Here is a 17,342-nt window from a genome sequence, read left to right as displayed (position 1 = left end):
ACAAATAAAATCATCTACTTGCGTGATGATCGACGTTTTTGGGGACTGGCGGGGGACATAATCGAGTTTTCGAGCCTCGCCATCTCTACGTCATTCTGGTTGCCGTCCACCCATTTCGCGTACGTCCTCAGGAACATTTCAACGCTGTGCCCGAGCTGCTTTGCGCAGAACGCGGGTGTCATGCCGGCCATCAGCATCGCGGTCGCGTAGCTGTGGCGCATGTTGTACGGTCGACGGTATCGCATGCACAGGCGCTTGAGCATGCGCGCCCAGAATACGCGCTGGAACGCCTCTTCGCTCTTCCAATCCTTGCTGTACCTTGGGTCCTGAAAAACCCTTTTCCCAGCGATCAGGGTCAGCTCGCGCTGGCGCTGAAGGGCGGACATCGCCCGGCTGTTGAGTTGGACGATGCGCGCGACCGCCGTTTTTGTACGGTCCTTCTGTTCGCCGCCAACCAGTGCGCTGGCCACGAGTACCTGTCCCATCGAGAAGTCGACGTTCGGCCACTCCAGCCCGAGGATTTCCGACGTCCGTAGGCCCGTCCAGAACCACGTCTCGATCAGGTTGTGGACGTGGCCAGGATATACACGCTCGGCCTCGGCGATAATAAATTCGGACTCTTCGCGCGAGAACGGGTCGGGCGGCGGCTTCTGGTGTTTGGCACGTGGCACGTCCTCGGCTGGGTTCGAGGACATCAGTTTGTCCTTGACGGCCAGCGAAAGAGCATCGCGCAGCACCGAGACGTAATTGTTGATCGTTTTCCCGGTGAGATTCGGCCGGTTGGCGATCGCCGTCAGGACGTGAGTATGCTTGAGAGAGCGCAGCATCATCGGGCCCATCGTGCTCATCTTGTCGTCACAGGTCGCGCCGTTCCAGAACTTGATCGCGCTGTTGTACCCGTCCTTCGTTGATTGCTCAATACGCTGCGTGTTCAGCCATGTATCGAGCCAGCCTTTGACCGTCATTCCTGATGGACTGCCGCTGGCCGGGAAGTACTCCACCATGCTGAACGTGCCGGCCCTAATCTTTTCGGTGATTTCCGAAATCAGCCGACGAGCGTATTTGATATTCGCGGGCGTCGGCGGGATGGGTTTCCCGTTCAGCATGAGCGTGGGCCGTTGCCGTTTCCCCTCGAGCGTGAAGTTGAGACGGATAGACCTCGCCCGAATCTCTACGCCCCCTGTCGTTCGACCCATTGCTGATAACCCTTCAGTGAAATGAAAATGCCGCCGTCCGGAGAACGCCTATATTCACGGCCATCAATCCATTTGCCATCCTCAATTTTCCGGCGAATGGCTTTCTCGCTTAGACCGGTGATGATAGCGGCCAGTGCTACCGTAATGTATGGTGCCGGAGCGACCTGTGCCACGGGCGTTTCCATGCTTCTTCTCCGTTCCGTTTGTTCACTAAGTCGATCGCACAATTTGTGCGCCGTTGTTTCGATTACTCGTTGTGCTGCTTCGGTCATGCTAGGATTTCTTCACTTTTCGACGAGAGGTAAAGGCTATGCACACACCCGAGCAACTCACCGAGTTCAGATCTGCGTACGCCGCTTGGGTTGATGCGAGACGGCGCCATGAAGAAGAACTGCTCGCGCTCTTCAGGCAGGAAAAGCAACATGTCACGGAGCTGATTAAGTTGGCCGCTGAAGCCGATGCAGCGCATAAGCGCTTTACCAAAGCATCAGCGCCATTCATCGGTGGTCGCTCGGTTAGTGGTTGAGCGGCTCATCTCGAAGGGAACTCGTCATGCGTGCGGCCGTCGAGATCGCGTCCGGCGGCGCGCTTTCCAATCCGATACAAGTCGGGCTCATCGTCGACGTGTCCATAGCTCGCGAGACTTTCTTCGCCGAACATCCATTCGTCTGCGAACCAGTGCGCGGTCTTCACGACACCGGTTTGCCGCTCGACGTTCTCGCCGGGAGTCCATTCGCCCCATTGCTTGAACAGGAACGGCACGCCTGCCTCGGCACACTGATCGCGCAGATCTCTGGCCCAATCCGGATGCATCGGCCGCGCACCGCGGCCGCTTTCGCCGCCACAGATCACCCACGAGATTGCCTTGCCTAGCGGCTCCGGCGGCATAGCGAAGTGCTGTGAGGTGTACACAACCTGTCCGCGTAACGCATCAAGATCCGACTCGTCGCCATGCGCAAGACGCGTCAAATCGACAGGGCCAAGCAACGGTTCCATTGACAGGAATCGAACACGCGCGGGGACCGACAAAAGTTTCCTGACGTCGCGGTTCGCCTCTTCCTGGTTGACGATCGTCGCGCCGAGCCAGACGTTATCGGGCAGACGATCTACGCCGGTCTCGTGCAGCATCGCCGGGACATTCCCGATTCGCTTCGTCAACAACAGCCAATCGAGATTCGGCGTGCTCTCGATCAGTTCGAATAGCTCGGCGCGCCACGTCGGCGAGACAGCGTTATCGAATACGTCGGCGAGAGACGCGCAAAATACGCGCTGGCGTCGGCCGTGCGCTGCGAAGAATTCGGCGTGCGCTTTATTCCACTGCAGCGGCTTGCGCCAGTTCGCCGGCGACGTGCGGCGGCGCGGTGCGCCCGGTCCCCAGTTGATTGCAATGCCGCCGGAGAAGCGTGCGTTGCGCGTTTCGGCATAGCAGTGATCGCATCCCGGCCCTACCTTCTGGCAGCCTTCCCACGGGTTGAACGTGTGGTCAGTCCACTCGATTTCGCTGTTCTCGCTCATGCCTTATCTCCCGATTTCGTGGCCGCGATCATCCCTTGGCAGGCTGCGAGCGCTTCCTGATTGACGCCCTTGTTGCTGGGTGTCGGCTCGCTCAACTCCACGCGCGCGACGGCGAAACGCCGACCCTTGGCGATGCCGAGTTGCTGATACAGATATGCGGCCTTGTCCGCGCCCGCGCGCTCGCTGTGCGATCCGTCGACGAGCGTCGGGTTGCCGTGCATGTCCAGCTCGGCAAGCCACCATTGAACGCCGGCTGTCATGCCTTATCTCCCTTCTCTGCGGATGCCGCGATAGCAGCGGCAGCGCGCTCGATCGCGCGTCGAGCAGCCGCGGCCGCGTCGTCGCCGTTCTTTTCCTTGATCGTGAGCCACTTGCCTTCGGGCGTGCCGTAGCTTTGTGCCCACGATTCATCGAGGTGAATTCCGACGAGCAGTCGGTTCTTCACCATCAAGCGAAACGCCTCGGCATCCTTCGCCATCGCGCTGTCAGCGACATGGGCGCGGTAGAGCGGGAATACGTCAGGGCTACTCTTGAACGCAGGGTCGATCTGCGCGTAGTGCGGCGTCTCGCCCTTGCGTGCATCGTTGATGAAACACGCCACCGGCTCCGCGCCATTGGCAGCGATACGGGCTTCGAGTTCGGCGATGCGCGCTAGCAGCGGCGCGGTCGCTTCGGCTTCGATCGCGTTGGCGAACTCATAGACGCGCGTCGAGTAGATGCCGCCGGCGGCGTTGCGTCGGCCCTCGTTCGCAATCAGGTCGATCAGATCTTCAGTCATCTTTCTCTGTCCTATCAGCGCACACGCGCCGGTAATAGCCGTATTCGTTGTGGAGCGCTTCATCCCAATCCGACGGCGCATGGAACGTCATCTTGTGGCCCTCAGCGCATTGCAAATCGTCCTTGCCAAGCGGCACGCAATGCTCGCAGTCGTGACACCATTTCCGAGGCTCGGCGGCGGCCCGCGCATTGCGCCGGCGCGCCAGCTCCTCGATCAACTCGTCATCGCTGAATGACGTGAGCGCATTCGACTTTGTCAAAATTCGCGCTCGTTGGATTGCTCCGATTCGCGCAGAAGGGCGCAGAGTGCTTCGGCGTAGCTGGCGTTGGAACCCGGAACCGACTTGATAAGGGCGATTGCGTAATAGATCGCATCGCGTTGCTCATCCGTCAGCGCCGCTTTCGGCTCGCTGGCGGGGTGCGTATATACGTCCGCGCTGAGTTCGGATACCATGTTTTCAGCGGACTGCGCCCTCGCAAGCTCGTCCGCGTTCATTGCCCCGTATTCTTCGGAAGCGGGGCTTTTTTTCTGCGCCGCGTCGGAGGCGCGTGCGGATAGTGCGGCGACCGCGCTACTTCCATCCAGCACGAACGAGCCTTCCTCCGGATATTCGGCGCACCACACGTAATGCGCCTTCCCGCCGTGGCCCTCGCCGTACTGGATCGCGACCGTTGCTTCCAGCTGCTCGTGGTCTGTCGCGCGGTCGGGCGCGATGAATTCGAGCGCTTCGAGCAATTGCGCGCCGGTCAGAATGACGTCGGGCACTTTGATTTTCGGCACTCCCGCATCGACGGGGGCGGCGTTGACGCTCGCTATTTCGTTGAGGCGCGTGGTAAACGTGCGCAGATAGCCGTACCATTCGGGCGGGAAGGCATTATGCGGCGGCGGCACGAGGCCGGTGATCTTGCCGATGAACTGCGCGGTCGCCTTCACTACTTCGGGATTCAGATCGTCTGGAAGCTGCTCAATATCGTTCATGGTTATCGTTGTCCTTCCGGTTAGATCAGATCAGCCGCGGATGCGGTGGACGAAGCCGGTCGGCGTGCGCTCGATGTCAGGATTGTTGCTGCTCAGCAAGCGATCCGGATTGCTGTTGAGCGGCGAGATGAAGAGCGAGTCGCCCATTGCGCCGGTCGCCTTGATGTAATCGACCTCGACCTTGGTGCTATCGACGAGCACGCCGGCCACCTGCGCGACGGCGCGCGCACGGTCGACGTCCATCGGGTTGTCGCGGTCGCGCAGTGCTGCCAACGTCTCCATAAGGTGTTCGCGCATATCGGTGATCGTGCTCATGACTGTTGCTCCTGTGCCTCGCGGGCAATACGGTTGACCTGACGGGTGATCGCGCCTTTCAGCTGAACCAGCTTCGCCAGTTCCGGGTCACGCGACCGGGGATGATTCCGCCGCGCCAGCTCGGCGCGACTTACGAGCTCGACGGCGTCGAGCGTGATCTTTTCAAGTTCGGTTGATCGACGGCCGGGTAGGAAGCAGACGACATGTCCGCGCGGTACCGGACCGTTTGCCGCTTCCCACACCAGGCGATGGACTCCGACCCAGCGCCGCGCCGGCACCGGATGATCGTCCGTCACCTTCTGCTCGAGGTAGCCATCCTTGCTGAGCCGCAACGCGCCGATCGGCTGATAGTTGTGCTGTGCCGCGCCAGACATTTCGCCTTTCTTGAACTGCGTGCGTCTGCTGTTCGGATGCGTACCGGTGACACCCTTCGTGCCCGCGTTCCACGTCACGTGACCGGCCTTGAACTGCGTCGCCACCATGCGCGGGTCACTGCGACCGCGCTGAATCCGTCCGGAGTGGTCCGACTCCATGAAGGCGGCGGACTTGTGCAGACCAAGCTCGGCAGCCTTCGCATAGACGCGGGCTTCCGAGCAGCCGAATTCGGCGGCGAGATCGGCAGTCGACCGCTCCGGATACTCGCGATTCATCTTCTCGATCTCGGCGGGCGTCCAGTAGCGGCGCGGCGGCGTTGTCGATCCGGGTTTGCGCTTCGTCATGACTGCACTCCCACAACCCGTTTCCGGACTGCTGCCGCGTACGCCTGCGACTTTCCGAGGAACCTCCGGATCTCCGCGACCGTGCCGCGCATCCGGCCCGCTGTGATCTCGGCTGCGACGCGCGTAACGTCGTCGGGTTCGCCTGTCGCGACTACTACAGCCGGGCCCAGCGGAGGCGGTAACTGGCCGTCAGCTTCTGGAACCCATCCGCGAACCTCGGTCGTGACTGGTGACTTAGTGGTCGTGACTGGCGTTACTGCCGCGCCAGTATTGGGTTCGAGCGATTCGACCGGGCGCAGCGCGAGCAACCAGCAGAAGCACGCGACTGCTTCGAGTACTGCCGCGAAAGCGAGACCGCCGATCAGATCGACGCGGCCGGCCGGGATGCCGAACGCGGTCAGCGTGTCAGTCACGGGGTCGGCGACGGCGGCGGCGCGCGCGGCGTCGGCGCGGTCCTGCGCGGCTTCCTGACGCTTCGCCCGTGCTGCTTCGGCATCGATCGCATCCAGCCGCGCGGAGAGGGTCGTGCGCTCGATTCGCAAGCTCGGGCAGGGCTCGACGCAGCGGCGCTCGGTCGCACGAGCCAGTCGCGATACGACGGTCGCGCGGTCAGCGGCAATTGCTGCGAGACTGCGACCAGTCGTGACTACTGCCGGTACTGCTGCGGCGCGCACCTCGCCGGCATGCTTCTGAGCCAGGAGGAAAAAGACCGCGTGACCGTAGCAGGTAGCCGCCATGCAGCCGATCCAGAGCACGGCGCCGAGCGCGCGGATGCGCCAGCCATGCGAACGGATCAAGGCAGGGAGCAGGTGAGCGGCGACAACCAGCACGACGCCGACGGCGATCCAGAGCACCCGCTCGATCACGAATCCGCCCCGCTGCCAGCCCGCCATGACGGACAGACACGCAGCAGTCACGGTCGCAGCGCCTGCGAGTAATGCTGGTTGCGCTCTCATTGGCATGGTCATAGCTCCCGGCTCAAAACGGCACATCGTCTTCGCAGAGATCGACCACGACCTCAGGTACCACGCGCTCGATGCGCCGGAACGAGATGGACCAAACCCACGGATTGATGTCCCAGCCGAAGCCGCGCGAGGCGTTGATGCTGTCCCACAGAGTCCGGAACGAGTCTCGCGCGGTGAGGCAGGTCATTTCGTCGCAACGCTTCGTCGAGCGCAGATAGTCTTTCCAGTACTCGCCTTCGTTGCGTACGCTCTCGACGCCTTCCGCGACCGCGTCTGCCTCGTTGATGTCCTGAACGCGCTCGACGCGCACATAGGCGATCACGAGTTCGAGGCGGCACGCCCAACGCGGCATGTGGATCGACGGCACAACCTTGGCTTCGCGATAAGACAGTGCGGATTTCCGCGAGCATCCGGCGACGTTGTAGCTGGCGCCGGGAGCACGCGTTTCCTCGACCCAGTAATCGCCGATTCGGAGCGTCGTCGGCTCGTCGTGACGGAAGATGTGAAAGTCGCTCGCCGCGAGTTTGATCTTGACGCCGCTTTCACGTACCCATAGATGGTCGCCCGGCTGTCCGTGCGGACACATAAGGCTGTCGCCTGTTCGCGTGTGCCAAATCGCGCCTTGAAACGGCACTGTCTCACCAGTGGCGGTGCGGCCGCCGTCCGGACCGCCGAGCGTCGTCGGCTCCCATACGCCGAGCCGATTGTTGTGCGGCAACTTCACGACGCGGCGCGTTTGGCTCTTCCGGCCGTCGAGCAGAGCACGCACCATCGGGCCGCTGAAGAGGATCGGACGTTCTTTCATTGCGGTGCCCCGACCGGCTCGGTCAGTTCGAACGGAACGGGCTTCGGAAACCACGTCGGCAACTGCTCGAAGCTCTCACGCAGCTTCATAATCCCGCCGAACACTTCGAGATCACCCATACCGCCCACGACGAACACGAGTGCGCTGTCTTGATCCTTCGTGAAGAATCGGATGTTGTTGAAGTGCTGGCCGATCGCGAGCGCGTCTTTCAGGTATGCCGGATTGATGGCGCCTGAAATGCCTTCGGTGTAGCCGATGGCCGATACGACGTTTTCGATACGCGGAAATACCGCTTCGATCAGCGAATTGCCGGGCTGCACGAACACCGGCATGCCGTGCTCGTCGTTGACGAACGCGGAGCCGTTAGACATCACATCGAATGTGTTCTTGCTATTCGCCGATTTGAGGCAGTCTTTCTTGATCGTCAGAATCAGTTCGCGCTCGGCATAGCCGTTCTGGTCGTGCACGATCAGATAGCGATGGCCGTCAGTTGCGACGATCATCACCGTGTTGTCTTCGAGCGGGCGAATGTTGAGGCCGTTGAGGTAGAAGCGGATGTCCTCTTTTGCCATGAACGGATACGCAAGCTTCACGGCCAACGCATTGATGCGCGCGATCATGTGCGGCGCTTCATTCTGTTCCGGCTCTGCGGCGGGCACGCCCTCGATCGACAGCTGTTCTTTATCGGTTGTTGCGTTCATGTCGGGTCTCAAAAAGAGTGGGCCGGTACCGCACCCACAAAGCGCCGGCTCGGGGGAGCCGCCGTGGTCGGAGTGATTGCTACCAATTTCCAGCGATGCCGTTGAGCCGCTGAAGAACTTCGCGAATGTCATCGAACAGCATCAGCGCAGCCCATCCGCAAAACGGCTTGTGCTTATGGAGGTGGCGCCACTCCGCTATCTCCTCAATCAGCCTGCGACGGCGAATGACTTCGATCGGTTCGTCTTTCATGGCTAAGGCTCTGATCTGCTATTCGTAGTAACGTGTGTAGGGCGCCGCGTTGCTTTCGTGCTCGTCGTTTGCTTCGCACTTCCGCTGATCCAGCGCGCAGCGGTGATCCATCAACCAGATCGCGCCTACGACGATCGCAATCATCAGTAGCAATCCTAAGTAGGCGTAAAGGAAGATTTCCATCGGTGAGACTTTCCGAGATCAGGTGCAGCTATTCGAACGGCAAGCGATCGTGCTTGCGGCGTCCTGCGCATCCCACTGCTGAACAGTCGCGCAGAGCAACACAACAGCGGCGAGCGCTCCAGTCGTTACGACCAAGTATTTGACGAAGGCCAGCATCAGAACGCACCTGCGCGGAGCACAACGCCGACATACCAGCAAGCACCAATACCGATGCCCATCGCCGCAGCCTTCAGGCAATTGACGACGATCGCGTCATATGTGCGCTCACACGCGGCGAGCAGCTCGTTATCGAAAGCGACACGGTTCATGTCGTGCTCCGTAGTAGTTTGGATTGCGCAACAGCTTTCAGAGGGAGCGTCTCAGTGTGCCCACATTCGGAGACCTGTACGGGCTATTTAGAGACGCCGCGCCGTCTTGAGACGCTCCCACTCAAAGCTGTTCGGGTAGGGCACTCGCAATGAGTGCGTGAGATGAATTCTACTTTAAGTAGACGAGAAGTCAACAACTTAAAGTAGAAACGTGCGACTTGAGGGTGAAGCCAAATGAAATCGTCAGGCCAAGCACCCGATTGCGCTAGGTAAGCAAACATGTACGCTTTCTTGGCTGGGCAGAGGGCCGCCTGGCGCGTGTATTTTGGCCGCGACTAGCTCGCGGCTCTTTTTTGGCGGGCCAAAAATGAAAAGCCCCCGCACTTGGCGGGGCTTTGGCTATCTATTCGGTGCTACTGGCGACCTCTTCCAGCGTTCAGCGAGGTGCTCGATCTCTTGGAAGAAAGTGTCCCTCTTCTCCATCCGTCGCACTTCATGACCGAAGCCGCGGGCGGCGTCCCAGTAGGTATTTAACTGCTTGCGCAGCAACCGCACGCAGCTGGTACCGCTTTCAGGTGAATCCGAGTTTCATTGCGACAGCCGCGATTGCGGCGACGATTACGATGCCAACGACAAAGCGCAGGTCCGCGTTGCTGGCCACGGGAACATTAACAACATCGTGGTTGCTAGGCTGGATTTCAGGCGGCCTGTCCATCGTGCCGATCTCAGTGTGGCAATGCTTGCAGATCTTGGCGGCCCGGAGGATCGGCTCTGCGCATGCGGGACAGGCGATTCGATCTCCCGGCGCCTCTGACGTGGAGCTGCGCCGCCCGCTCAGTGTGATCAGAAGGACCGCGCACAACGCAGCAAAGCCCGAAACCATCTGGATGGAGTTACGTTGGGAGATGAGGCCGAAATTTGTGACTCTCGTGCCATCAAACGGCGACGCGACCGTTACGTCCATGCTGAACGACACAAGCAGGCCGACCGCGGCGCCCAGCAGCAAAAGCCACCCCAACGTCCTCATTGAAGATTTCCCCGGTTTGTTGTGATGAGTTGGCTTAGATCGCGCCGCTGACGGCAACGACGAGCGCGATGATTTGCAGGTTCGGAAAATCGTTCGGGTCGATGTCCATATCCGGATACATAGCCTTGTCCGGATTGTCCGATCGGATGGATAAGCCGCCATTGGGCTTCTTAAAGACGCGCTTTACATAGACCTCGCCCTGAAACGAGAGTACGTAGACTTTCCCGGAGATGAGATCCGTCGCGCGGTAGTCGACCACGAGGGAGTCACCATCTCTGACGCGCGGCTCCATGCTAGACCCCTCAGCAACGATAGTTGCGGCCTGCTCCGGCTTTATTCCGAGGCGTGTGCACCATGCCTTGCGGAAAGCCTGCTTCTGTCCTTTTTCATCCACATGCCAAGCGACGCGGCCATTGCCCGCAGATGCTTTTACTTCAAGTCGCGGTATCAAGACGTACTCTTCGCCAAGTTCTGAGGCGTCATCCCAAGCCAATATCGGCCTGGCGCTCACCGACGAGCGGCCGTCTCGTAAGGGCGGTCCTCCTGACGTCTTCGTTTCGTCAGTATTATGCAATGGTTTAGTAAATGATTCATCGATCCGATCACTTTTTGGGGCTGTGACTGGCGATTTGACTTTCTGATTCTGCTCCGGTCGGGCGGTCTCTGGCTGCTCGATTGTTGACTGTTGCCCGAAAACGAGAGCCTCGGGCCTTGTCCCCACCGCATCGGACAGCATCCTTAATTTTTCTTGGCGTGGCATTGCTTGACCAAGGGTGTACCTCCGCACCATCTCGTAAGTGATGGAGACGCCGCGGTCCTTGAAGTAGGTCACGATACCTTCGATTTTGATCGTCCTTTCTGCCATTGCTCTCTGCAGTCGAGACGCGAAATCGGGATAGCGAACCGGAAGATTCTTTTTTTCTACCATAGGTAGAAGGCTACCAGTCGGGAGGTTCGTCGTCATTTCTACTTTTTGTTGTTGTCATAAGCTACTTTAAGTAGTAATGTGGTGGCTATGGACAACACCAACTCCACCGCTACCGCAACCGCCGCAATCGGCGAGGCTCTCGATCTTCTCGGTGGCGACAGCGCCGTCGCGGAAATGCTCGGGGTTCGTCCTTGGGCAATTAGCAAGTGGCGCAAGCGATTCCCGCCGTCACGCGCACTCTGGCTTGCCGAAAAGACGGGCTGGCGCAAAACCCCACACCAGCTTTGTCCTGACTTCTACCCTAATCCACTCGATGGAATTCCGCCATCGCGCATTGTCGATGGTGAGGTAATCGCCGCGACAGATGACGTTCAACCCCCAGCAGGTGGCATGAAGAAAGACAGCAAGATGGCTCGACATGGTTTGAGGGAGGCTGCTTGATATGAAGCGACTGTATGCGCGGTTTGTGTTGCGGCTGATTCGCCCGGCGCTCGATGTGTCGGTGAGCCCCGATACCCTGGCCGCTCTCGACAGAATGAATCGGGTAAGTGAGCAATTTCTCGTCGAGGCGAAACTACTTCGTCGCACGCAGCAGGACTTCTTCAGTACGACTATCGGGCACCGCGGATTCTAGAAGACATGCTTTGAACGTGAAGGTCGAACGCAGAAATGACTGAATCGCCAACGCGATCGCTGTTGATGAGCGTCACGCGCGCCATTTCTGCCAAAGCCGCGTACTCGCTCTCGAATTGGTCGAGCATTGTCGGCGGAAGGCTCCGCAGCAGTGCGCCCAAAGCAATCTGCAGCGCATTGCATTCTCCCTTGAGTTCGCAGATTTTTTCTATCGCTTCCTGAAGGTCTTTCATGAGGGTCCCCGTAGAGCTTGGTTGTGTGAAAGCCGCCAAGTCTACAGACGAGAGTCAAGGTCCTCACCCAAAGCGAAGTGACGTTGGTCACATTTATCAAAATAATCCTGAAAGTGGGGTTCACATGCACCTTCCGCACCACCAAGAAATGCTGCGCAACGCAGGCAAGTACGGCGGCATCGACGCTGTCACCGAGCTGATCCGCAAAGAGAATCCGGATTCGCTCCATGTCGAAGAGAGCGACAACGAAACGCTGTCGTCGCGCGTGTTCCTCCATCAGCCGATGCGCAACGAACCGGCGAAGGGCTTCATCCGCTTCTACGACCCCGCCAAGGCGGCGGCCTGACATGGCTCTCACGGCATCCGAACTGAAACAGATTCGGGAGACGCTGTGCGCGATTGTTGTTCGTGGGCCGCGGCATCCCGATGAATTGAAGATGGCGCGCGAAGCACTGACGGAGTCGTTTGAGGGATTAAGAGCGGCTGGAGCGCAGCCAGCAGCAGCAAAGACGCGACCGGCGTAGTTAATTCGGGACGCGCGCTCAAGGTAGCCGTCAAGTTCTTACTCAATTGCATCCTCCTGTTTTCACGATTATTGGCCGGACTTTAGTAGTCCTCTGTGCGTGAAAACACGTTTTTTTGGAGAAGACGTGAACATTCTCGATACAGCGCACGCTGTCGTGCATGACTACAAAGGCGGATGCGAATCGCTTGCGCCGAGGGTCGGCATGTCTGCCCAGGTCCTGCGCAATAAGGCCAACCCCAACACCGATACGCATCATCTGACGCTCAGGAACGCCATCGACGTGACGGCAATGACGGACGATGACCGAATCCTTGAAGCGTGGGCCCGCGAGCGCGGCTTTGCGCTGGTCAAGGTTCCCGATGTCGGCAATTGCAATGACGCCGCGATCGTCGAGCTGATGGGCGAGGCATGGGCGACCCATGGTGCGGTCGGCAAGGAAATCTGCAAGACGCTCGAGGACGGCCGCGTTGAGCTGCGCGAGGTCGATCGTGTCGAGCAGTGCATCTACAAGCACGCGCAGGTCCTGTTCAACATTTCCGCGCGGCTGCGCGGTATGGCGGAGTGAACCACATGAGAGCCACACACACGCAACTCGCCGGCTACGACTCAGTCACTGGCACGAAGCGCTGCACCCAGAAGCAGATGATCCTGAACCTGTTCCACAGCCCGTTCATGACGCTGACGCGGCAGGAGATCGCCGATCGCACGAATCTTCGTCTGTCGAGCGTGTGCGGCCGCGTGTTCGAACTGCTGAAGGACGGCGCGTTGAAAGTGCGCGGCACGCAGAAGTGCGCGGCGACCGGCGCCGATAACGAAACCCTCGGGCTTCCGGTCGGGACGGCCGCGTGAAGTTGGCAGATTTGCTCCGCGAGATCGGTCGGCCGATCGCATATCACCCTGGTCTCGCGCCCAAGCTCGGCGGCGTGAACGCCGCCGTTCTGTTCGGCCAGCTTTTCTATTGGCAGGCGCGTACCCAGAACCCGCTTGGCGTCTTCAAAACGGCCGATGAGCTTCTGGAAGAGACGGGGCTTTCCTACGAGGAGCAGCGCACTGCGCGAAAGGCGCTGCGTACACGCGGCGTGCTGGTCGAGACCAACAAGCGACTCGAACATAAGCTGTATTTCCGCATCGACGAAGACGCTCTTGAGGCGCTGCTGTGCGGCGATTCTCCGAAATCGGCTAAGTCCATTTCCCGAAATGGACTTTCCCCATTTCGGGAAATGGGGAAACCCGAGTTCGCCAGTGAGGAAAAGCCTCGTCCGCCGACAGGGGAAATCCTCGGCGGCGGAGAGGGAAAAGACCAGGTCGTTATTCAGACAAAGATTACAGCAGAGACTACTTCAGAGATTACAGCAGCAGCAACGCGCACGAAGCGGGCTGTGGATAACTCTGCCGCTGCTGCTGCCAGCAATTCGAAAAACGAAACCAACCCCGAAGGCGAGCTCGCGGATCTCCTGATTGCTCTGGAAGCCGAACGTGGCAAAAGCCTGACGATCGACCGCAGCAAGGATCGTGTCCACGTGCTGACGTGGGTTGGCATGGGCGTAACCGGTGACCAGCTTCGCGAGGCGCATCGCCGTGCCGTTGTTCGCCGCGAAGAGGACAACGATGCGCGTCCGACGTATGCAGCCTTCATCGCGCCGTTTGTCTCGGAGGTCATGACGCCTGTTGCATCGTCGCTTACAGCCGCACCTGCTCCCTCTGGAGAATGGTTCAAGTCGCCGGAAGGCGTCGACGCGAAGGGCGCGGAGCTCGGTCAGCGCGAGCGCAAAGCTGACGAGGACTGGCGCTACTACCGCGTGATCGTTGCACGCGCCGCTAAGGACATGAAGGCGGTCGAGTACGTGCTCAGCGACGCGCAGCGTTTCAATTCAATCGATCTGTACCAATTTGCACGCCGGACGTTTGGCGATGCGCTCATGCCCGTGGACGACTACGCATCATGAGCAAGAACGCACTCCGCTACCCGGAAAGCGCAATCGCTGGCGGTCGGATGGGTACCGCTCGCGTTCGTGGTTCGATCAGCGACGCGGCGGCGCGCCTCAATTCGCCAGATCTGCCAGTGCTCGGCCCGGAGGTCGCAAAGATGGTTGGCGACCCGCGCGCGGTGCATCGCCAGCTTGGGCGTATGGGTGGCGGGAAGATGAACAAGTCCGAATCCGCATACGCCGCACACCTCGAAGCGCTGAAGCACGTGGGGCAGATCCTCTGGTACCGCTTCGAAGGTATCAAGCTGCGGCTCGCCGACAACACGTTCTACACGCCCGACTTCGCCGTGATCGTCGCGAGCGGCGCGCTGGAATTGCACGAGTTCAAGGGATTCATGGAAGAAGACGCGAACGTGAAGCTGAAAGCGGCCGCGTCTCAGTACCCGTTCGTCATTCGCCTGGTTCGCAGGGGGAAGGGCGGCTCATTTGACATCCGGGAGGTGTGATGGCTGGCAACAAGAAGCCACGCAAGGCATATCGTCCGCGCCCGGTGCGCACGGACATCGCGACGTTCATGTTTGAAGGGGATGCGCAGCTCGACGCGACGCTCCAGACGTCGATCCTGACAGCCGTGCACGCGGCCGCGACATCGCTGGTGCGTGGCGCGAACGACGAGAGCGCATGGCACACGATCGTCAACGCTTTCAATATCGCCCAGATCCTGAGCGAGACGGCGGGCAATCGCGAGGTCGGTCTGAACGTCATGTACGCGGCACAGAACGCAATGATCGGTATCGGCGAGCGGGCGAACGAGACCGGTCGACTCGTGTTCACCGGCGAGGAACTGAAGGCGATGAATGCGGGAGTCGCGCTATTCGAGCAGTTCGCGCAGACGGTATCGAAGCGGCAGTACGCAGCGGCGGCCGGTGAGTCGGTGCGCCGCGTGCGAGTCGGGACGGTTGTGAAGCTGCGGCGCGCCGGAGAGACAAAGCGATTTGCACTGTTGGAGACGGCATGAAAAAGCAATGGAACGCATGGGGCGACGCAGACGACGCGCTGCTCCGGCATTACTGGCTCCATACGACCTTGCCGGTGAAGCAATTCGCGCATCACTTCGGCAACCGCAGCGACAAGGCTATCGCCGCTCACGCAAGCGACATCGGATTGGGCAAACGGCCGCGCGGAGTCCGGACGCAGGCAGCGCCGACGGAATTTGCGATCAAGTCCGCGCTCGCGATCGGGCCGATGGAATCAGTCGAGCTTTCGGCAAAGACGGGTATCTCGCGCCGCGCTGTGATGGCCCGCCTCAATGGGCTGTATGAGGCTGGCGCTGTCCACATTCATGCATGGGTGCGATTCGGCCAGCACGGCTATTGGGCGCGCGTTTATGCGCTCGGGTCCGGTAAAGACGCGCGGCGTCCGCAGGCGATGTCCAAGACTGAGCGGGATCGCAAACGGATCGATCGGATGCGCAAGGAAGATCCGGCGGCGTACGCGGCGCGCCTCGCCCGCCGGCGAATCGCCGCAGCAACACGCGAAGGTCGATTCGTGCGCCGAGACATCGCGGCGACGGCACTTTTTGGGGAGGCTGCTTGAGGCTATATATCGCGGGCCCGATGACGGGCTATCCGGAACTGAACTTCCCGGCATTCCACGCCGAGGCTGCGCGTCTGCGCGCGCTGGGTTTCGAGATCGTCAATCCGGCGGAGATCAACGCCGATCCGAATGCCGAATGGCTCGACTGCATGCGCGCCGACATCAAGCAACTGGTCGACTGCGACGGCATCGCTCTTTTGCCGGGCTGGGAGCAATCGCGCGGCGCATCGATCGAGCAGGGCATCGCGCGTGACTTGGGTCTTGTCGTGTTTCGCGCATACACCATCGTCGCTCGCGCTGCCGACATGCCGGTTCTTTCGGGCGACGTCCTATGTGCCGGTTTGCTGGAAAACGATGCGGCCGTTCTTACCAATGTTGATGAGCTTGTTGCGACGCCCGCAATGCGGACAGAAGACGTAGACGCCGAAGTCGTCGATACCGATCTTCTCAGGATTGAAGGGGAATTCAAGGTGGCAGCGAATGCATAGCCAGTTCATGGTGGCCTCCGAATCGATCGGCCAAGTCAAGCATAGGACGCAGCAGCGCGATTACAAGGGATCGGGAGCATGAAGCGTTCTGGATTCAAGCCGCGAACGAAGCCGATGGCGCGCGGCAGCTGGTCCCGTAAAGACTCGCCGCTGCCCGATACGCTGCTGCGACGCTCGCGGATCAAGTCTCGGCCGAAGCGGGTGACGGTAAGAGGCGGTTCAAAGTACCTGGCCGCATGCAAGAACGAAACGTGCTTTCTGCGACTACCGGGTGTCTGTCCATTGCGAGACCCAGAAGAAACGATCGTGCCGGCGCACCGCAATGAGGGTAAAGGCACCGGGATGAAGGTAGCGAATGAACTGACACTGCCGGCGTGCTTCTGGTGCCACGTTGAATACGACCAAGGAAAGCGCTTCGCGCGCGAGGAAAAGCGGGGCTTCTGGAATGCGGGATACGAGCGCTGGGAGCCGGTTCGCGCGGCAAAGATGGGAATTGAAATGAAGGAGGCTGCATGAGGTTGCTGGTTGAACTGCCGCAAGGATTGGAAGTAATTCGCTATCGACGCCGCCGCCCGCGCAGCGCACCTACGTTCTTCCGAAAGCACAAGTTCATCGAGACGATGGTTTATCGAATCGAGTTGCCTAAGACGCAAGACGACGAGAACCCGTATGTCTGGGCAGATGCCTTCGTGCCGCAGGAGCACGCAGCCGGCATTCCCGCGATTGGAGGATGGGTAGGTCCCGGCGTCTACCGGGCGAAGGCGTACATCAAGAGCAACCGCAATTCGCTGCGCGCATTCCTCGCGAGCGGCGATCTTGAATGGGATGTGAGTGAGGTCTGATGAAGAACACGATTCGCAATGGCGCGGTGTCTTTCGCCGCATCGATCGCGTCTGGTGGGGCTGCATACGCATGCAGAGACTCGGCCGAGTTCGCAACTGCTTTTGTCGCGGTCCTAGCGTTGATCTTCGGATTTCTGGGTGCGCACGCCTCGCAGGAGCTTTGATGAGCGCACACGCATACATCCAATATGCAGATGTGCCCGAGCTGCTGATGGAATCGGCACGGCGCACCATCGACGCCGACACTGGCGCTGCGTTGATCCAGTTCGATGGTTATCAGCACTGCGGCGAGATTGTCGACGGCCCGGACGACCTGCAAATCGAATTCGCGTGGCCGCGCAATTCGGATCTGCGGCACGCGCTCGACGATTGGTTCACACATCACGGCATCAGCTTCACGGTCGTCCAGTGACCGCCCACAACTAAAG

The 17,342-nt window shown here is 60.1% G+C and carries 32 protein-coding genes; 13 read left to right on the top strand and 19 right to left on the bottom strand.

Features of this window, described 5'->3' with window-relative positions; genetic code table 11:
* Positions 1–14: 14 nt before the first annotated feature.
* Together VSR68_RS11405 and VSR68_RS11400 are read right to left on the bottom strand one after the other, a co-directional pair.
* Complete coding sequence (locus tag VSR68_RS11405) at positions 15–1,196, bottom strand: Arm DNA-binding domain-containing protein (RefSeq protein ID WP_342939950.1); 1,182 nt, start codon at positions 1,194–1,196, stop codon at positions 15–17.
* Complete coding sequence (locus VSR68_RS11400; RefSeq protein WP_342939949.1) at positions 1,172–1,381, bottom strand: excisionase; 210 nt, start codon at positions 1,379–1,381, stop codon at positions 1,172–1,174. The genes VSR68_RS11405 and VSR68_RS11400 overlap by 25 nt, the downstream gene beginning before the upstream one ends.
* A gap of 125 nt (positions 1,382–1,506) precedes the next feature.
* On the opposite strand from VSR68_RS11400, the gene VSR68_RS11395 reads away from it, so the two are divergent.
* Positions 1,507–1,722 carry a hypothetical protein gene (locus VSR68_RS11395; protein WP_342939948.1) on the top strand — a complete coding sequence of 72 codons (216 nt, stop codon included), beginning with the start codon at positions 1,507–1,509 and terminating at the stop codon, positions 1,720–1,722.
* 5 nt (positions 1,723–1,727) lie between these two features.
* Here the strand turns inward: VSR68_RS11395 and VSR68_RS11390 are convergent, their stop codons facing one another.
* From VSR68_RS11390 to VSR68_RS11320, 16 genes are all read right to left on the bottom strand, one after another.
* The gene (locus tag VSR68_RS11390) at positions 1,728–2,711 is read right to left on the bottom strand and encodes a phage Gp37/Gp68 family protein (RefSeq protein ID WP_342939947.1); all 984 of its coding nucleotides are present in this window, start codon (positions 2,709–2,711) and stop codon (positions 1,728–1,730) included.
* Positions 2,708–2,971, bottom strand: a complete 264-nt coding sequence (locus VSR68_RS11385) for a hypothetical protein (RefSeq protein ID WP_342939946.1) — start codon at positions 2,969–2,971, stop codon at positions 2,708–2,710. The genes VSR68_RS11390 and VSR68_RS11385 overlap by 4 nt, the downstream gene beginning before the upstream one ends.
* The gene (locus VSR68_RS11380) at positions 2,968–3,489 is read right to left on the bottom strand and encodes a hypothetical protein (protein ID WP_342939945.1); all 522 of its coding nucleotides are present in this window, start codon (positions 3,487–3,489) and stop codon (positions 2,968–2,970) included. Before VSR68_RS11380 ends, VSR68_RS11385 begins: the two co-directional genes overlap by 4 nt.
* On the bottom strand, positions 3,482–3,706 hold the full coding sequence (locus tag VSR68_RS11375; RefSeq protein ID WP_342939944.1) for a hypothetical protein: 225 nt from the start codon (positions 3,704–3,706) through the stop codon (positions 3,482–3,484). Before VSR68_RS11375 ends, VSR68_RS11380 begins: the two co-directional genes overlap by 8 nt.
* A 38-nt stretch (positions 3,707–3,744) precedes the next feature.
* Positions 3,745–4,422, bottom strand: coding sequence for a hypothetical protein (locus VSR68_RS11370; protein ID WP_342939943.1), 678 nt, complete (start codon positions 4,420–4,422; stop codon positions 3,745–3,747).
* A gap of 75 nt (positions 4,423–4,497) precedes the next feature.
* Positions 4,498–4,782, bottom strand: a complete 285-nt coding sequence (locus VSR68_RS11365; protein ID WP_342939942.1) for a hypothetical protein — start codon at positions 4,780–4,782, stop codon at positions 4,498–4,500.
* On the bottom strand, positions 4,779–5,432 hold the full coding sequence (locus VSR68_RS11360) for an HNH endonuclease (protein WP_342939941.1): 654 nt from the start codon (positions 5,430–5,432) through the stop codon (positions 4,779–4,781). Before VSR68_RS11360 ends, VSR68_RS11365 begins: the two co-directional genes overlap by 4 nt.
* Before the next feature lie 65 nt (positions 5,433–5,497).
* Positions 5,498–6,418, bottom strand: coding sequence for a hypothetical protein (locus VSR68_RS11355; protein ID WP_342939940.1), 921 nt, complete (start codon positions 6,416–6,418; stop codon positions 5,498–5,500).
* Positions 6,419–6,479: 61 nt separating this feature from the next.
* Positions 6,480–7,271 (bottom strand): hypothetical protein, encoded by a 792-nt coding sequence (locus tag VSR68_RS11350; RefSeq protein WP_342939939.1) that lies wholly within the window; start codon positions 7,269–7,271, stop codon positions 6,480–6,482.
* A complete protein-coding gene (locus VSR68_RS11345) occupies positions 7,268–7,972 on the bottom strand; it encodes a hypothetical protein (protein ID WP_342939938.1) in 705 nt (234 codons plus the stop codon). Before VSR68_RS11345 ends, VSR68_RS11350 begins: the two co-directional genes overlap by 4 nt.
* Positions 7,973–8,051: 79 nt before the next feature.
* Positions 8,052–8,222, bottom strand: a complete 171-nt coding sequence (locus tag VSR68_RS11340; protein WP_342939937.1) for a hypothetical protein — start codon at positions 8,220–8,222, stop codon at positions 8,052–8,054.
* 18 nt (positions 8,223–8,240) lie between these two features.
* Positions 8,241–8,405: a hypothetical protein gene (locus VSR68_RS11335; RefSeq protein ID WP_342939936.1), complete on the bottom strand. Its 165-nt coding sequence runs from the start codon at positions 8,403–8,405 to the stop codon at positions 8,241–8,243.
* Positions 8,406–8,560: 155 nt separating this feature from the next.
* Positions 8,561–8,713 carry a hypothetical protein gene (locus VSR68_RS11330; protein WP_342939935.1) on the bottom strand — a complete coding sequence of 51 codons (153 nt, stop codon included), beginning with the start codon at positions 8,711–8,713 and terminating at the stop codon, positions 8,561–8,563.
* 399 nt (positions 8,714–9,112) lie between these two features.
* Positions 9,113–9,268, bottom strand: a complete 156-nt coding sequence (locus tag VSR68_RS42815; protein WP_428983496.1) for a DUF4760 domain-containing protein — start codon at positions 9,266–9,268, stop codon at positions 9,113–9,115.
* 16 nt (positions 9,269–9,284) lie between these two features.
* On the bottom strand, positions 9,285–9,740 hold the full coding sequence (locus VSR68_RS11325; protein ID WP_342939934.1) for a hypothetical protein: 456 nt from the start codon (positions 9,738–9,740) through the stop codon (positions 9,285–9,287).
* A gap of 34 nt (positions 9,741–9,774) precedes the next feature.
* Complete coding sequence (locus VSR68_RS11320; RefSeq protein ID WP_342939933.1) at positions 9,775–10,704, bottom strand: S24 family peptidase; 930 nt, start codon at positions 10,702–10,704, stop codon at positions 9,775–9,777.
* A 51-nt stretch (positions 10,705–10,755) separates the two neighbouring features.
* Between VSR68_RS11320 and VSR68_RS11315 the strand changes: the two genes are divergently transcribed.
* On the top strand, positions 10,756–11,109 hold the full coding sequence (locus tag VSR68_RS11315; RefSeq protein ID WP_342939932.1) for a YdaS family helix-turn-helix protein: 354 nt from the start codon (positions 10,756–10,758) through the stop codon (positions 11,107–11,109).
* A 170-nt stretch (positions 11,110–11,279) separates the two neighbouring features.
* On the opposite strand, the gene VSR68_RS11310 is transcribed toward VSR68_RS11315, so the two are convergent.
* Positions 11,280–11,534: a hypothetical protein gene (locus VSR68_RS11310; protein WP_342939931.1), complete on the bottom strand. Its 255-nt coding sequence runs from the start codon at positions 11,532–11,534 to the stop codon at positions 11,280–11,282.
* A gap of 148 nt (positions 11,535–11,682) precedes the next feature.
* Here VSR68_RS11310 and VSR68_RS11305 point away from each other — a divergent pair, with 148 nt between their 5' ends.
* From VSR68_RS11305 to VSR68_RS11255, 11 genes are all read left to right on the top strand, one after another.
* Positions 11,683–11,880 carry a hypothetical protein gene (locus VSR68_RS11305; RefSeq protein ID WP_342939930.1) on the top strand — a complete coding sequence of 66 codons (198 nt, stop codon included), beginning with the start codon at positions 11,683–11,685 and terminating at the stop codon, positions 11,878–11,880.
* A gap of 304 nt (positions 11,881–12,184) precedes the next feature.
* Positions 12,185–12,625 (top strand): phage regulatory CII family protein, encoded by a 441-nt coding sequence (locus tag VSR68_RS11300; RefSeq protein ID WP_342939929.1) that lies wholly within the window; start codon positions 12,185–12,187, stop codon positions 12,623–12,625.
* A 5-nt stretch (positions 12,626–12,630) separates the two neighbouring features.
* Positions 12,631–12,909 (top strand): hypothetical protein, encoded by a 279-nt coding sequence (locus tag VSR68_RS11295; protein WP_342939928.1) that lies wholly within the window; start codon positions 12,631–12,633, stop codon positions 12,907–12,909.
* Positions 12,906–14,006, top strand: a complete 1,101-nt coding sequence (locus tag VSR68_RS11290) for a hypothetical protein (protein ID WP_342939927.1) — start codon at positions 12,906–12,908, stop codon at positions 14,004–14,006. Before VSR68_RS11295 ends, VSR68_RS11290 begins: the two co-directional genes overlap by 4 nt.
* Positions 14,003–14,494 (top strand): hypothetical protein, encoded by a 492-nt coding sequence (locus VSR68_RS11285; RefSeq protein ID WP_342939926.1) that lies wholly within the window; start codon positions 14,003–14,005, stop codon positions 14,492–14,494. Before VSR68_RS11290 ends, VSR68_RS11285 begins: the two co-directional genes overlap by 4 nt.
* Complete coding sequence (locus VSR68_RS11280; RefSeq protein WP_342939925.1) at positions 14,494–15,006, top strand: hypothetical protein; 513 nt, start codon at positions 14,494–14,496, stop codon at positions 15,004–15,006. The genes VSR68_RS11285 and VSR68_RS11280 overlap by 1 nt, the downstream gene beginning before the upstream one ends.
* On the top strand, positions 15,003–15,584 hold the full coding sequence (locus VSR68_RS11275; protein ID WP_342939924.1) for a transcriptional regulator: 582 nt from the start codon (positions 15,003–15,005) through the stop codon (positions 15,582–15,584). The genes VSR68_RS11280 and VSR68_RS11275 overlap by 4 nt, the downstream gene beginning before the upstream one ends.
* On the top strand, positions 15,581–16,072 hold the full coding sequence (locus tag VSR68_RS11270) for a DUF4406 domain-containing protein (RefSeq protein ID WP_342939923.1): 492 nt from the start codon (positions 15,581–15,583) through the stop codon (positions 16,070–16,072). Before VSR68_RS11275 ends, VSR68_RS11270 begins: the two co-directional genes overlap by 4 nt.
* A gap of 78 nt (positions 16,073–16,150) precedes the next feature.
* The gene (locus tag VSR68_RS11265; protein WP_342939922.1) at positions 16,151–16,588 is read left to right on the top strand and encodes a hypothetical protein; all 438 of its coding nucleotides are present in this window, start codon (positions 16,151–16,153) and stop codon (positions 16,586–16,588) included.
* Between the two features lie 2 nt (positions 16,589–16,590).
* Positions 16,591–16,914, top strand: a complete 324-nt coding sequence (locus tag VSR68_RS11260; protein ID WP_342939921.1) for a hypothetical protein — start codon at positions 16,591–16,593, stop codon at positions 16,912–16,914.
* Positions 16,915–17,077: 163 nt separating this feature from the next.
* Positions 17,078–17,326, top strand: coding sequence for a phage portal protein (locus VSR68_RS11255; RefSeq protein WP_342939920.1), 249 nt, complete (start codon positions 17,078–17,080; stop codon positions 17,324–17,326).
* Positions 17,327–17,342 lie beyond the last annotated feature (16 nt).

It is taken from the genome of Paraburkholderia phymatum (genome assembly GCF_038900715.1).
GTDB classification, from domain to species: domain Bacteria; phylum Pseudomonadota; class Gammaproteobacteria; order Burkholderiales; family Burkholderiaceae; genus Paraburkholderia; species Paraburkholderia phymatum_A.
The sequence above is the reverse complement of the archived record's forward strand: the minus strand, read 5'-3'. Positions and strand labels throughout refer to the sequence as shown.